The following is a 14,277-nucleotide window of genomic DNA, read 5'->3' on the forward strand; positions in this document are numbered from 1 at the left end:
TATGCGTGCGGCCGAGCTGGAAAGGGGTCGAGCATGCAGCTGTCCTTCCTGCGTCCGCTCTACGACCGTCCCGGGCCGTGGTGCTCGGTGTACCTGGACGCCTCCCGGGACACCCACGACTCCCGGCCCGCGGTCGACCTGCGCTGGCGGGCCCTGAAGGGGCACCTGCTGGAGCAGGGCGCCGACCCGGTGACCGTCGACGCGGTCGAGGAGGTCGTCCGGCGACACGACCCGATGCCCGGCGACTACGGTCTGGCCGTCTTCGCCACCCGGGGCCGGGTGGTGCTCACCGAGTACCTGTCCGCGCCGCCACTACGGGACCTGGCCACCTGGGCCCTGGTGCCGCACACCATGCCGCTGGTCGCCCAGCGGGGCGAGCAGGTCGCCTGGGTCCGGGTGCTGGCCGACCGGACGGGGGCGGACGCCGTCGCCATCAGCGCCGGCGGGGTGCCCCGACGGGCACAGGTCAAGGGGCGGGAGAGCTGGCAGTTGCGCCGGGTCAAGCCGGGCGGCTGGTCGCAGTCCCGCTACCAGCGCGCCGCGGTGGAGGCCTGGCACCACAATGCCGGCGACGCCGCGGCGGCCACCGCCGAGCTGGCCGAGAAGGTCGGCGCGGACGTGGTGGTGGTGGCCGGGGACATCCGGGCCACCGGCATGATCGCCGCCCAGCTGCCGGAGCGCTGGCAGGATGTCCTGGTGCGTACCGACGCCGGTGCGCGTACCGGCGGCGCCGATCCGGCCGCGATGGACGACATCACCGTGCAGACCATCGCCGAAGTGGCCGACCAGCGGATATCCGCCGCGCTGGACCGGTTCGGCATGCAGGAGGACGTCGGGGCGGGCCTGGACGCGGTGGTCGCCGCCCTGCAACGCAACCAGGTCGACACGATGCTGATCGTGGACGACCCCTCGGCCGACAACGAACTGTGGATCGGCCCCGAGCCGACCGAGATCGCGACCGACCCACGGCAGCTGGAGGCGATGGCGGTGGCCGATCCGCAACGGGTCCGCGCCGACGCCGCGCTGCTGCGTGCGCTGGTCGGCACTGACGCGGAACTCACCGTGCTCGCGCCAGAGGAGGCGCCCGAACTCATCGACGGGGTCGGCGCGGTGCTGCGCTACGTCGACGCGAGCACCCCCGGTCGCGGCAACGGCTGACCGTACGCTCGCCGATGGTCGTCACCCCGCCCGCCGGGCGGGGTGGCGGCGTTCCACCTACATGATCCACTCCAGATGTGGCATGTGGGTGTATCCAGCCGCCGGGAGACCACAACTTGCCGCATCCCGCGTCGCCCCCACCACGGCGCGGCCTGATCCACTCCGTGTGCGGCATGTTGCGGTCTCCAGGCGGCGGGAGACCGCAACATGCCGCATATCGCGACGATTACCCCCTCGACGTGCCTGGGTGCGGTCCGAGGATTGGTCCGGCCCGTGGGGTGATGCCCGTTTAGGCCCCATAGGGACGGGAAGTCGGGCCGCGTGGTGAGCGAACGAGGCAAGGTGGGGCCGGTGCGGAAGGTGTCCGTGGGGCGGGTGGCCGACGGCGCCGTCCTGGCCGGAGACCGGGTGGTGGCGGTGGGCAGCGCGGCCCGCGTCCTGGTGTCGGCGACGGTACGGGCGTTGCGCGGCGACGACTGCGCCGACCTCGGTAACGCCAACCCCCTCTCCCGGTTCACCGGGGCACCCGAGCCGGTGCGGCGAGCCGCCGCCACCCGGGCCGCCGGCCGGCTCGCGCTGACCCCCGAGCAGATCGCCGAGGTCGACGCCGAACAGGTGGCAGGCTGGATGGTCGACCAGTATCCGGCCCGCCGCTGGCCCGGCGTGGTGGTCGGCTCGCCGCACGGGGCGGCGGCCCACCTGGCCGTGGCGCTGGGCGTGCCCTGGCTGCCCGCCGCGTTCGAGATGGCGGTGCACTGGACCCGTGGCGCGGTCGACCGTCCCCGGGCCGCGCTCGACCACGGCGCCGCCCTCGCCGGCCGGCTGCTCGCCGGCAACCGCGCCGTACACGTCCGGCAGGTGCACTGCCCGGCCAGCCGGGGCGCGTCCGCCGGCGCCACGGTCGCCCTCGCCGTACGGTGGCGTGCCCTGCCCGGGGCGTACGCCCGGTTCCTGGCCGAACACCTGGCCCCCGGCGCGCCGGTGCTGCTGCTGCACGACGCCCGTACCTGGCCGGTGCTGGACGATGGACGGGGGCACAGTTTCCAGCTCGGCTCCCCCGCCAGCGGTCTCGACCCGGTCGACTTCCACCCCGACGCGCCCGCGCTGCGCCAGGTGCTCCGCTCCGCCGGCGGCGACGGGGCGCGCTGGGAGCCGCCGGACGTCTCCTGCCCGTCCGCGTATGCCGAGAACGGGGTGGAACCCGGTTTCGAACACAGCGCCCGGTACTGGAGCGGCCGGCACGGGCATCCGCTGCACCGGGTGCTCGTCCCGCAGCCCGACGCGCTGAGCGCCGCCACCGCCGACCTGTACCGGCGCTGGCTGCGCCAGGCCGGCAAGACCGGCGACCGCCTGGTGGTCGAGTGCGGCCGGCTGCTGGACCCGTGGCAGGTGATCCGGGCCGGCCTGGTGCCGTACTGGTGCGAGAACGCGACCCGGCGTCGGGTGGAGGGGGTGGAGTGGTGGCTCGCCGGCAGCGAGCCGTTCAGCTCGGTGGACGTGCTGCCGGAGCCGCCGGGCGTTCGCTCGCCCGCGCTGGCGGGCCTGCCGCAGTGGCTCGCCGTGGCCGGCTTCGGGCTGCGCCGTCGGGCGCTGGACCGGGGGGTGGCACGCGGCTATCCGGTCGCCTCGGTGCCCACCCGGCGGGCCACCGAGGTGCTGCGCAACCAGCCGTACGACCTGCCGGTCCCGCCGCCGCTGCGAATGGCCGAGGCCCTCGCGGCGCTCCGGGACGCGGGCGCCCACCAGGGGCTGCTGGTCTCCTGACCGCCCCGACCCGACGTGCCCCGGCCGGCCGCCGCGGGCCCGGTCGGCGGGCCCCGGCACCAACCCCGGCGAAACATCCTCGCGATCCCGCGGTCCGTGATTGAGTACCTACGGAGCGGGAACACCGCTCGCTGCGAAGACGGCCCACGACGCCGTGCGGCGGGCTGCCGCCGCTCCTGGCGTTCCGTCACGTAACCCACTTCCGGCCCGGCGCGTGGCCCGACCACGCCCACGACCGGTCTTCCCGATCCGGGCGGGGGACCTTCCTGAGGGAGGCGCGGATGTTCGGACAGACCACCACACCCACACCACCACCCACCGAGCGGGGCCTGGAGGACCTCGACGCGGCGGCCCTGGCGTACGCGGCACGGATCGAGGGGCTGCCGCCCGAGCGGCGACAGGAGGCCCGCGACGATCTGGTCCGCTTCGCGTTGCCCTTCGCCGGCCGGCTCGCCCGCCGCTACCGGGGCCGCGGGGAGCCGCTGGAGGACCTGGAGCAGGTGGCCCGGCTCGGCCTGGTCAACGCCGTCGACCGGTACGACCCGGAACGGGGCTCGTTCACCGCGTACGCGGCGATCACCATCGTCGGGGAGATCAAGCGGCACTTCCGGGACCGCACCTGGGGCGTGCACGTGCCGCGCCGGCTGCGCGACCTGATTCTGGAGGTGGGGCAGGCGACCGCGGCGCTGACCAGCGAGTTGTCCCGGGCGCCGTCGGTCGCCGAGCTGGCCGAACGGCTGGAGACGCCGGAGGAGGAGATCCTGGCCGCGCTGGAGTCGGCCGCCGGCTACAGTCCGGCCTCGCTCAACGCGCCGGTCGGCGGGGAGAGCTCCGCCGAGTTCGGCGACCTGGTCGGCGAGTCGGACAACGACCTGGAGTCGGTCGACGACCGGGTGACCGTCAGCGGCCTGCTGCACCGGCTGCCCTGGCGGGAGCGGCGGATCCTGGCCATGCGCTTCTACGGCAACCAGACCCAGGCGGAGATCGCGGCCCGGTTCGGCATCTCCCAGATGCACGTCTCCCGGCTGCTGTCGCGGGCGTTGACCTGGCTACGGCAGGCGATGCTCGCCGACGCCCCGCCGCCCTGGCAGAACGGCGCGGCCGAGGCCGAGCCGGTGAAGGCGAGGATCTCGGTTCGGCAGAACGGCGACCGGGTGGTCGTCGAGGTCGGCGGGGAGGTCGACCGGGACGGCGCGGACCAGCTCCGCCGGGCGATGCTGGAGGCGGTGACCGGGCAGCCCCGGGAGGTGGTCGTCGACCTGGTCGGGGCGGGCGGCTTCGACGCCGGCGGGATCGCCGCGCTGATGGCCGGCCGGGACGCCGCCGCCCGTACCGGGGTGCCGCTGCGGCTGACCCGGGTGCAGCCGGCGGTACGCCGCTCGCTCGCCGCGGCCGGCCTGCCGGCGGTCGACTGACCGTACGCGGAAAGGCGTCACGACCGGGTCCGGACGACTCGCGGGGAACTGCCGCACGGGATGCGGCGGACGGGCCGGCGCCGTGGGCACCGGCCCGTCCGACTGGTGTCCCGATCAGGTCTCCGTGGTGTCCCCGGGGCCGCGCGGGTGCCGCCAGCGGTCGTCCCGCTCCGGTTCCGCCCGGTGCGCGCCCAGGACCGTGTCCTCGGGCTCGTCGGTCTCCTCGAAGCTGGGCCGGATGATCTCCTCGGGCTCGGGCACGACGACCGGCCGGGCGCCGGACACCGGCGCGGGCTGGTACTCGACGGCCTCGCGGGCACCGTGCGCGCCCTCGACGGCCGGCGACTCCGGTTTGCGTGGCACGTGGTGCAGCTCCTCGGCGAAGTGCTGCGGCGGCTTGGTGGTGCGCTGCGGCAGGTCGGCACCGAGGTCGGCGACGAGGGGCCCGTACTTGGCGTCGAACGCCGGCCGCTCGGAGCGGATCCGCGGCAGCCGGTCGAAGTTGCGCAGCGGGGGCGGGCAGGTGGTCGCCCACTCCAGCGAGTTGCCGAAGCCCCAGGGGTCGTCCACGGTCACCCGTGCCCCGTACCGCCAGGACTTCCAGACGTTGTACATGAAGAACAGCGTGGAGATGCCGAGGACGAACGAACCGATCGACGAAATCGTGTTCAGGACGGTGAAGCCGTCGCCGGGCAGGTAGTCGGCGTAGCGGCGGGGCATGCCCTCGTTGCCGAGCCAGTGCTGCACGAGGAAGGTCGCGTGGAAGCCGAGGAACATCGTCCAGAAGTGCACCTTGCCCAACCGCTCGTCGAGCAGTCGCCCGGTCATCTTGGGGAACCAGAAGTAGATCCCCCGAAGAACGCGAAGACCACCGTGCCGAAGAGCACGTAGTGGAAGTGCGCCACGATGAAATAGGTGTCGGTGATGTGGAAGTCGACCGGCGGGCTGGCCATCAGCACCCCGGTGAGGCCGCCGAGCAGGAAGGTGACCAGGAAGCCGACGGCGAAGAGCATCGGCGTCTCGAAGGTGATCTGGCCCTTCCACATCGTGCCGATCCAGTTGAAGAACTTGACGCCGGTCGGCACCGCGATGAGGAAGCTGAGAATGCTGAAGAACGGCAGCAGCACCTGCCCGGTGCCGAACATGTGGTGTGCCCACACGCTCAGCGACAGCACGGTGATCCCGATGGTGGCGAACACCAGACCGGTGTAGCCGAAGATCGGTTTGCGGGAGAAGACCGGGATGATCTCGGTGATGATCCCGAAGAACGGGATCGCGATGATGTAGACCTCGGGATGGCCGAAGAACCAGAACAGGTGCTGCCAGAGCATGGGCCCGCCGGTGGTCGCGTCGTAGACGTGGGCGCCGATGAGCCGGTCGGCGGCCAGCGCCAGCAGCGCGGCCGCCAGCAGTGGGAACACGACGATAATCAGGACGCTGGTGAGCAGGATGTTCCAGGTGAAGATCGGCATCCGGAACATGGTCATCCCGGGCGCGCGCATGGTGACGATGGTGGTGATCAGGTTGACCGCGGTGAGGATGGTGCCCAGACCGCTGATGACCAGGCCGACCACCACCATGTTGGGCCCCATCCCAGGGGAGTGCTGGGCGTTGCTCAACGGCGGGTAGGCGAACCACCCGAAGTCGGCCGATCCGCCCGGGGTGAGGAAGCTGCCGAACAGCATCAGGCCGCCGAAGAGGAACAACCAGTAGCCGAAGGCGTTCAGCCGGGGGAACGAGACGTCCGGAGCGCCGATCTGGATCGGGACGAGGAAGTTCGCCATCCCCAACGCCGCGGGCGTGGCGAAGAGCAGCAGCATCGCGAAACCGTGGGTGGTGAAGAGCTGGTTGTACTGCTCCGGGGAGAGGAACTGCAGCCCCGGTCGGGCCAGTTCTCCCCGGATCAGCATCGCCTCGATCCCGGCGGCCAGGAAGAAGCCGAAGGCCGTGCTCAGATACATCAGGCCGATCAGCTTGTGGTCCGTGGTGCGCAGCAGCCGCCACAGCGAGTTGCCCGGGGTCGCCACCCGGACCGGACCGGGATAACCGCCGAACTCGGCCGGCGCGAGGATCGCGGGCCCGCGGTCTCGTGGCGGCTCGGTGACTACCTGCTTGGGCATGGCTCGCACCCCGTCCTGACGGCAAAGGGACGGGCACACCTACCCGGCCCTCTGCCTATGAAACCAGGCGAGAGCGGTAATTTCGGGCAGTTCGCCAGGCTGCCGTCGGTGCCGGCCACCCGGCGCTACTCAGCGGGGGAGCGGATCACGGACGGTGAGCAGCCCGAGCGCGATCATCCCGAGGCCGAGCCCGAAGTGCAGCCAGCTGTCGGCGAGGTTGACCGGGATGAAGTTCGCCGCGGTGCCGCGGTTGATCACCAGACCGTAGAGCCAGAGCACGACGTAGATCGCCCCGCCGCCGACCAGGAAGGCGCGGGCACCGGGGACCGTGCGGGACATCGCCAGGCCGGCGACGCCGAACGCGAGGTGCAGGAGGTTGTGCAGCACGGAGACCTGGAACGTGCCGAAAAGCTTCGCGCCCGACTCGTGCCCGGCCCAGTACAGGTCGTGGAAGTTGCTGGTGATCCCCGGCAGGAAGCCGAGCACTCCGATGATCAGGAAGAGCACGCCGACGGACGCGGAGGCCCGGCGGGCCGGGGCCCGGCCGTCGGCCGGGTTGCGCCGCCCGCGCGAGTGCGCCATCGCGTTCGTCATGCCGGCCTCCTCAGCCAAGGGACCGGCGACTTACCCGCCGGCACCGGCGGCAAACGGCGCGGCCCGCCCCGGCGGGGGCCGACGCGGTGCGGCAGGTCGTGGTCTTCCAACGGCCGGAGACCATCACCGGTCGCACCGGAGCGGATCATGTGGGGGTTGGCAGCAGGGGCCGTGGAGCGAGCCGGCGGACCTGTTCGTACAGGCCCACGTACCGCTCTGCCATCACCGCCGGCGTGAACCGGGCGGCGGCCGTACGCCGGCACTCGTCCGGGTCGAGCAGGCCGGCGGCCAGCACCAGGTCGCCCAGTTCCTCCTCGTCGGTGGTGAGCAGGCCGGTGCGGCCGGGCTCGATCAGCTCCGGCAGGCAGCCGCGGGCGACGGCCACGACCGGGGTGCCGAGGGAGAGCGCCTCGACCACCGCCGTGCCGCCCGGCTCCTCCCACCGCAGCGGGAAGAGGGCCGCCCGCGCCCCGGCCAGCAGGTCGTCCCGCTCCCGCCCGGCGACCGTACCGACCCAGCGGACCAGGTCGCCGTCGACGTACGGGGCGACGTGGTCGTAAAAGAACCGCACGTCCGGATTCTGCCGGGCCTCGTCGCCGGCCGCGGCCAGGTCCGCCGGCCGGTGGTACGGCCCGACCGGGCCGGCGAGCACCAGCGGGAAGCCGACCTGCCGCGCCAGCCGGGCCCCCAGGTCCTGCCCCTTGCCCGGGTTGATCCGACCGAGGATGACGGTGTGGTCGCCCTTCTCCACCCTCGGCCGGCGGTCGGCGTCGACCGCGAGCGGCGTGGACAGGTGCACGTGCCCGACCGAGTGCTCCCGCAGGGCACGCGGCGCCCGGGCCAGCTGCGAGGCGGACACCCCGTTGACCCGTACCCGGACGCCGCCGTCGAGGTTGCCGTACAGCTCCGGGTGCTTGGCCAGGTCCCAGTGCAGGGTGTGCAGCACCGGCGGGCCGTCCGGTCCCATCGCGGCCATGGTGGCCAGCCCGACCGCCTCCACGTGGTCGTGCACCAGGTCGATGTCGTCGCGGGCGCGCAGCGCGCGCACCACCCCGTCGAGGTGCGCCTGGGACACCCCGCAGACCTGGTTGTACGGCCGTTGCAGGGCGTGGAACTGCCCGTCCGGGAAGACCCAGATCCGCTCGTCGACCGGCAGCGTGCTGGTCTCCACCGAGGCGAGCACCACCCGTACGCCGAGTTTGCGCAGCTCCGGCACCAGGGTGGCGACCACGTTCTCGATGCCGCCGTAGCCGGGCGGTGGCACGGACAACCAGGGACCCGCGTTCATCAGCACGGTCAGACTCATGGCCCGGTCACACCGCCACCCGGCGGCGGGGCAACCGGTGCCGCAACTGGGCCAGCGGCGGCCGCTCCTCGATGGAGACGTCGCTGACCACGATCTCCCGGTCGAGGTTGGGCAGCGTGTCCGAGCCACCGCGTCGGAACTGGGTCAGCAGGGCCGTCGGCAGCGCGCCCGGGCTCGCCGAGCCCCGCCGCTGCAACCGGGCCCAGGCGGTGAGCAGGATCTGGGCGGACATCCGGCCCAGGGCGGCGGTGTCCTGATGGCGGTGCTTACGCTCGCCCAGGTCCACCTGGGCGAGGGCGTCCAACCCGACCAGCTCCAGCAGGTCGATGAGCATGGCCGTCTCCACGCCGTACCCGGAGACGAACGGCACCTGCTCCAGCACCTCGCGGCGGCCGGCGTACTCCCCGGCGAGGGGCTGCACGAAGCCGGCCAGCTCCGGCCAGAAGAGGTTGAGCAGCGGACGGGCCATCAGCTCGGTCACCCGCCCGCCGCCGTCCGGCTCCACACTGGTCACCCCGACCAGCGGCCGGTGATAGAAGCCCTTGACGAAGTCGACCGACGGGTCGGTCAGCAGCGGGCCGAGCAGCCCGGTGACGAAGTGCGGCCGGAACTCACGCAGGTCGGCGTCGACGAAGGCGACGACGTCACCCCCGGCCGCAGCCAGCCCGGCCCAGAGCGCGTCGCCCTTGCCGGTCAGCCGGGGCAGCCCGCGGGTCATCACATCCTGGCTGACCACCTCGGCGCCCGCCGCCCGGGCCACCTGCGCCGTCCGGTCGGTCGAGCGGGAGTCCACCACGAGCAGCTCGTCGACCAGCGGCACCCGGTCCATCAGGTGCTCCCGGATCGTCGACACGATCGCCCCGACGGTGGCCTCCTCGTTGCGCGCCGGCAGCACCACGCTGACCCGGCTGTCGCCCTTGGCCCGCAGCAGCCGCCGTACCGGCCAGTCCCCGGCCGACGTGGTGCGGTACGTGGCCCACGCCTCCACCACCGGTGAGACGATCGTTCCTGAATCCCGCACTGGCACACCCCCAGGTCGTGGTGGAAACGCGGGGCGAGGTTTTCCCGCAAACCAACCCGCACTAACCGGATCATGCCTAACAGCGTGCCGAGTGCCCGCGCGCCCGAGGGTTCCCCGCCGGTGAACGTTTGATCGCACCCCCACCCGGGGAGAGCCGAGTGTGACGGCGGCGAGGGGACGAGGGTATGCGCACGTGCCGGGTGGGACTGGTGGGAGCCGGCGGGGTGGCGCAGCGCCACGCCCGGGTGCTGACCGGCTTCGAGGACGTGGAACTGCTCGGGGTGACCGATGTCGCCCCGGACGCGGCCCGGGCGCTGGCCGGGACGTACGGCGGCCGGTCCTTCACCGACGTGACGGACCTGCTCGCCGCCGGCCCGGACGCCGTGTACGTGTGCGTACCGCCGTTCGCGCACGGACCGGTGGAGGAACTGGTGATCGAGGCCGGCGTGCCGATGTTCGTCGAGAAGCCGGTGGCGGCGGACCTGGAGACCGCCGAGCGGATCGCCGCCCTGGTCGAACGGCGGGGACTGCTCACCGCCGTCGGCCACCACTGGCGCTACCTGCATGCGGTCCAGCAGGCCCGGGAGCTGCTGGCCGACCGCCCGGTGCGGATGGTCGACGGGGCCTGGCTGGACAAGGTGCCGCCGGTGCCCTGGTGGGCCCGGTGCGACCGCTCGGGCGGCCCGGTCGTCGAGCAGGCCGCGCACGTGCTGGACCTGGTGCGGCTGCTGGCCGGCGAGGTGACCGAGGTGACCGCGTACGGCGACGGCAGCCCGCCGCCGGTGCCGGACGCCGACATCGACTCGGTCACCGCGGCCACCCTGCGCTTCGCCTCCGGCGCGGTCGGCACCCTCGCCGCGGCCTGCGTGCTCACCTGGAAACACCGGGCCGGCGTGGAGGTCCTCGCCGACGGGCTGGCGCTGTCGCTGGCCGAGGACGGGATGCTGATCCGCGACGCCGACGGCGAGCGGCAGGTGCCCGCCGACCCGGACGGCGCCCGGGTGGCCGTCGACCGGGCCTTCGTCGACGCGGTCCGGGGAATCGGCGACGACGTCCGCGTCCCGTACGCCGAGGCGCTGCGTACCCAGCGGCTCGCCCTCGCGGTGGCCGAGTCGGCGCGGACCGGGCGGGCTGTGGCGTTGCCCACCGGGCCGGCGGCGCGGCTCAGCGCGCCGGTGGCCGACGCGGCGCCGCCCGAGGTGACCCTGCCGGGGGTGACCATCGATGCGTGACCGGGTCGTGGTGGTCACCGGACCGGGCCAGGTCGAGCTGGTCGAGCAGGAGGCGGCCGAGCTGCGCGAGGGCACCTTCCGGGTGGCGACCCTGTTCAGCGGCGTCTCCGCCGGCACCGAGCTGAGTTACGTCAAGGGCACCAATCCCTACCTCAACGTCACCTGGAACGCCGACCTCGGCCTGTTCCAGCCCGGCGCGGCCAGCACCCCGTACCCGGTGACCCGGCTCGGCTACATGCAGGTCGGTCGGGTGGTGGAGAGCCGTACCCCGGCGGTCGCGGTGGGCACGGTGGGCGCGATGACCTACGGCCACCGCAGCGGGCACGTGGCCGACCCGCTCGCCGAGCGCTTCGTCCCGCTTCCCGACGACCTCGACCCGCTGCTCGGCGTCCACGTCGCGCACATGGGCCCGATCTGCGCCAACGGGCTGCTGCACGCCGCCGCCGACCTGTGCGGCGCCGACGTACGCTCGCTCGGCGACGGCGTGCGCGGCCGGCGGGTGGCGGTGGTCGGCAGCGGGGTGGTCGCCCTGCTGACCGCGCTCTTCGCCCGACGGCACGGCGCCGCCTCCGTGGTGGTGCTCGATCCCACCCCGGCCCGCCGCCGGGTGGCCGAGGCGCTCGGCCTGGAGACCCTGGACCCGGCGGCGGACGACCCGGCGGTGGTGCTGAAGGCCCGGTGGCACCACGCCGCCGGCGACCGGGGTGCCGACGTGGTCTTCCAGTGCCGGGGGCAGCCCTGGGCGCTGCGGCTCGCGCTGCGCCTGCTGCGCCCCCAGGGCACCGTGATCGACCTGGCCTTCTACCAGTCCGGGGCGGACGAGGTCCGGTTCGGCGAGGAGTTCCATCACAACGGGCTGTCGCTGCGCTGCGCCCAGATCGGGCGGGTGCCGCGCGGCCTCGCCCACACCTGGGACCGGGAGCGGCTCTCCGCGGAGACCATCGAGCTGCTGCGGCAGTACGGCCATCTGGTGCGCGAGCATCTCGTCTCGGCGGTGCTGCCGCTGGCGGAGGCACCGGCCCTGCTGACCGACCTGGCGCAGCGCCGGCGGCAGGAGCTACAGGTGGTCCTCACCGGCTGATCCTGGCCGGCCCGCCTCGGACGGGCCGACGGCCAGACCGCTCCTGAGCTGCGGAAACGGACACGGATCCGGACACCTGGCAACGCTGCGCCCCGGCGGGGGTCACAATCGGCCCCGGTTCGCGTACCGTTGCCGCTCATGGGTGTGTCGCAACGGTTGAAGAGCAGGTTCCGGCGGTTCCTCCAGCGCCCGGGGACGACGGTCGACCTGGCCCCGCTGGAGAAGCTGCTGCCGGCCGTCGAGGCCCGCGAGGCGGAGCTGGAGAAGCTCACCGACGCCGAGCTGACCGAGGCCGCCGGACAGGCCGAGGGGTACGAGGAGATCTGCGCGATCGGCCGCGAGGCGGCCCGCCGCGGCCTCGACCAGCGGCCGTACGACGTCCAGCTGCTCGGCGCGATGGCGCTGCTGTCCGGCAAGGTCGCCGAGATGGCCACCGGTGAGGGCAAGACGCTCACCGCGACCATCGCCGCGTACGGGCACGTGCGGATGGGCAACGGCCCGGTCCACGTGCTCACCGTCAACGACTACCTGGCTCGCCGCGACGCCGAGTGGATGGGGCCGGTCTACACCCTGCTCGGGCTCACCGTCGGCTGGGTCAACGAGGCCTCCACCCCCGAGGAGCGGCGCGCCGCGTACGCCTGCGACGTCACCTACGTCTCGGTCAGCGAGGCCGGCTTCGACTTCCTCCGCGACCAGCTCGTCACCGACCTCGCCGACAGGGTCCAGCCGGCGCTGACGACCGCCATCGTCGACGAGGCCGACTCGATCCTCATCGACGAGGCCCGGGTGCCGATGGTGCTCGCCGGCGCGGTCCCCGGCGAGCAGGACCCGGTGCACGCGGCCGCGGCGCTGGTCCGTGGCCTGCGCAAGGGCAAGCACTACACGATCGCCGAGGACGGGCGCAGCGTCGCCTTCACCTCGGCCGGCCTGGCCACCGTCGAGGCCAAGCTGGGCGGCATCGACCTGTACGACGAGGAGCACGTCGGGCAGCTCTCCGCGGTCAACGTGGCGCTGCACGCGCACGCCCTGCTGCACCGCGACGTCGACTACATCGTCCGGGACAACTCGGTCGAGCTGATCGACGAGATGCGCGGCCGGGTGGCCCAGCGCCGCCGCTGGCCGGACGGGCTCCAGGCGGCGGTCGAGGCGAAGGAGGGCCTGGACGCCACCGCCGAGGGCGAGGTGCTGGGCACCGTCGCCGTGCAGGCGTTCATCGCGCTCTACCCGAAGGTCTGCGGGATGACCGCGACCGCGGTGCTCGTCGGCGATCAGCTCCGTGAGTTCTTCGGCCTCGAGGTGGCGGTGATCCCGCCGAACACCCCGTGCGTACGCGAGGACGAGCCGGACCGGATCTACGCCACCCGCGCCGAGAAGGAGGAGGCGCTGATCGACGAGATCAGGCGCTGCCACGAGGCGGGCCGCCCGGTGCTGGTCGGCACCCTGGACGTGAAGGAGTCCGAGGGGCTCGCCGCCGGGCTCCAGGCGGCCGGCGTGAACTGTGTCGTCCTCAACGCCAAGAACGACGACGAGGAGGCGGCGATCATCGCCGAGGCCGGCGCGTACGGCGCGGTGACCGTCTCCACCCAGATGGCCGGCCGGGGTGTCGACATCCGCCTCGGCGGCAGCGACCAGTCCGACCGGGAACGGGTGGCCGACCTCGGCGGCCTCTACGTGATCGGCAGTGGCCGGCACGACAGCCGCCGGGTCGACGACCAGCTTCGCGGCCGGGCCGGCCGGCAGGGCGACCCGGGCGGGTCGGTCTTCTTCGTCAGCCTGGAGGACGACCTGGTCGTCCGGCACGCCGGAGACACCGTCCCGGCGTCGCCGCGGATGAACGCCGACGGCCTGGTCACCGACCCGCAGGTCGACTACGCGGTGGAGCACGCCCAGCGGGTCGCCGAGGGCGTCAACCACGAGATCCACCGCAACACCTGGCGGTACAGCGTGGTGATCGAGCAGCAGCGCAAGGCCCTCGCCGAGCGCCGGGAGCGGCTGCTGACCAGTGACATCGCCGCGCTGATGCTGCTGGAGCGGGTGCCGGAGAAGGCCGGCGAGATGGACGAGGACCTGCTGGCCGAGGTGGCCCGCAAGATCGCGCTCTACCACCTGGACCGGCTCTGGGCCGAGCACCTGGCCGAGCTCTCCGAGGTGCGCGAGGGCGTGCACCTGCGGGCGTTGGGCCGGCTCGATCCGCTGGACGAGTTCCACCGCAGTGCCGTACCGGCGTTCAACGCGCTCGTCCCGGAGATCGAGACGCGGACCATCGCCACCTTCGAGGAGACGGAGTTCTCCGACGGCTGGGAGCCGGACGCCGCGAAGCTGGTCCGGCCGAGCGCCACCTGGACGTATCTGGTGCACGACAACCCGTTCGGCTCGGAGCTGGACCGGCTGATCGCCTCGGTGGGCCGGCGGCTGATCTCCGGGTCGCGCTGACCTCGACAAGGGGGTCCCGTCCGGCGGATGCCACGCCGGAAGGGACCCCTTTGTGCTGTTTCGAACCGGGTCTGCGAGGGTAGTAGGCCGGGGCTTCGAGCCAGGCCGGGCTTCGGGCCGGGCTTTTCGAATGAGGGAGAGAGACAGCGGATG

At 73.2% G+C, this 14,277-nt stretch carries 9 protein-coding genes and 1 pseudogene; 6 read left to right on the plus strand and 4 right to left on the minus strand.

Annotated features, from left to right (window positions below; genetic code table 11):
- Positions 1-33: 33 nt before the first annotated feature.
- The 3 genes from GA0070604_RS11910 to GA0070604_RS11920 all read left to right on the plus strand — a co-directional run bounded on the left by GA0070604_RS11910 (position 34) and on the right by GA0070604_RS11920 (position 4,337).
- Positions 34-1,158 (plus strand): baeRF2 domain-containing protein, encoded by a 1,125-nt coding sequence (locus GA0070604_RS11910; protein WP_091118009.1) that lies wholly within the window; start codon positions 34-36, stop codon positions 1,156-1,158.
- A 360-nt stretch (positions 1,159-1,518) separates the two neighbouring features.
- Positions 1,519-2,922: a hypothetical protein gene (locus tag GA0070604_RS11915; protein WP_091127053.1), complete on the plus strand. Its 1,404-nt coding sequence runs from the start codon at positions 1,519-1,521 to the stop codon at positions 2,920-2,922.
- 281 nt (positions 2,923-3,203) lie between these two features.
- Positions 3,204-4,337 carry a SigB/SigF/SigG family RNA polymerase sigma factor gene (locus GA0070604_RS11920; RefSeq protein ID WP_091118010.1) on the plus strand — a complete coding sequence of 378 codons (1,134 nt, stop codon included), beginning with the start codon at positions 3,204-3,206 and terminating at the stop codon, positions 4,335-4,337.
- Positions 4,338-4,451: 114 nt separating this feature from the next.
- Here GA0070604_RS11920 and ctaD read toward each other — a convergent pair.
- The 4 genes and pseudogenes from ctaD to GA0070604_RS11940 all read right to left on the minus strand — a co-directional run bounded on the left by ctaD (position 4,452) and on the right by GA0070604_RS11940 (position 9,345).
- Positions 4,452-6,457, minus strand: a pseudogene (ctaD, locus tag GA0070604_RS11925) (aa3-type cytochrome oxidase subunit I).
- 129 nt (positions 6,458-6,586) lie between these two features.
- Positions 6,587-7,051 (minus strand): DUF4383 domain-containing protein, encoded by a 465-nt coding sequence (locus GA0070604_RS11930; protein WP_091118011.1) that lies wholly within the window; start codon positions 7,049-7,051, stop codon positions 6,587-6,589.
- 145 nt (positions 7,052-7,196) lie between these two features.
- Positions 7,197-8,357: a glycosyltransferase gene (locus GA0070604_RS11935; protein ID WP_091118012.1), complete on the minus strand. Its 1,161-nt coding sequence runs from the start codon at positions 8,355-8,357 to the stop codon at positions 7,197-7,199.
- A gap of 7 nt (positions 8,358-8,364) precedes the next feature.
- Entirely contained in the window at positions 8,365-9,345 is a 981-nt protein-coding gene (locus GA0070604_RS11940) for a glucosyl-3-phosphoglycerate synthase (protein ID WP_244162186.1), read from the minus strand.
- A gap of 218 nt (positions 9,346-9,563) precedes the next feature.
- Here GA0070604_RS11940 and GA0070604_RS11945 point away from each other — a divergent pair, with 218 nt between their 5' ends.
- The 3 genes from GA0070604_RS11945 (at position 9,564) to secA2 (ending at position 14,124) form a co-directional block, all read left to right on the plus strand.
- Positions 9,564-10,610 carry a Gfo/Idh/MocA family protein gene (locus GA0070604_RS11945; protein ID WP_091118014.1) on the plus strand — a complete coding sequence of 349 codons (1,047 nt, stop codon included), beginning with the start codon at positions 9,564-9,566 and terminating at the stop codon, positions 10,608-10,610.
- Positions 10,603-11,691, plus strand: a complete 1,089-nt coding sequence (locus tag GA0070604_RS11950) for a zinc-binding dehydrogenase (RefSeq protein ID WP_091118015.1) — start codon at positions 10,603-10,605, stop codon at positions 11,689-11,691. Before GA0070604_RS11945 ends, GA0070604_RS11950 begins: the two co-directional genes overlap by 8 nt.
- A 138-nt stretch (positions 11,692-11,829) precedes the next feature.
- Complete coding sequence (gene secA2, locus GA0070604_RS11955; protein ID WP_091118016.1) at positions 11,830-14,124, plus strand: accessory Sec system translocase SecA2; 2,295 nt, start codon at positions 11,830-11,832, stop codon at positions 14,122-14,124.
- The last annotated feature ends 153 nt before the right edge of the window (positions 14,125-14,277 follow it).

This window comes from Micromonospora eburnea, assembly GCF_900090225.1.
Lineage (GTDB): Bacteria > Actinomycetota > Actinomycetes > Mycobacteriales > Micromonosporaceae > Micromonospora > Micromonospora eburnea.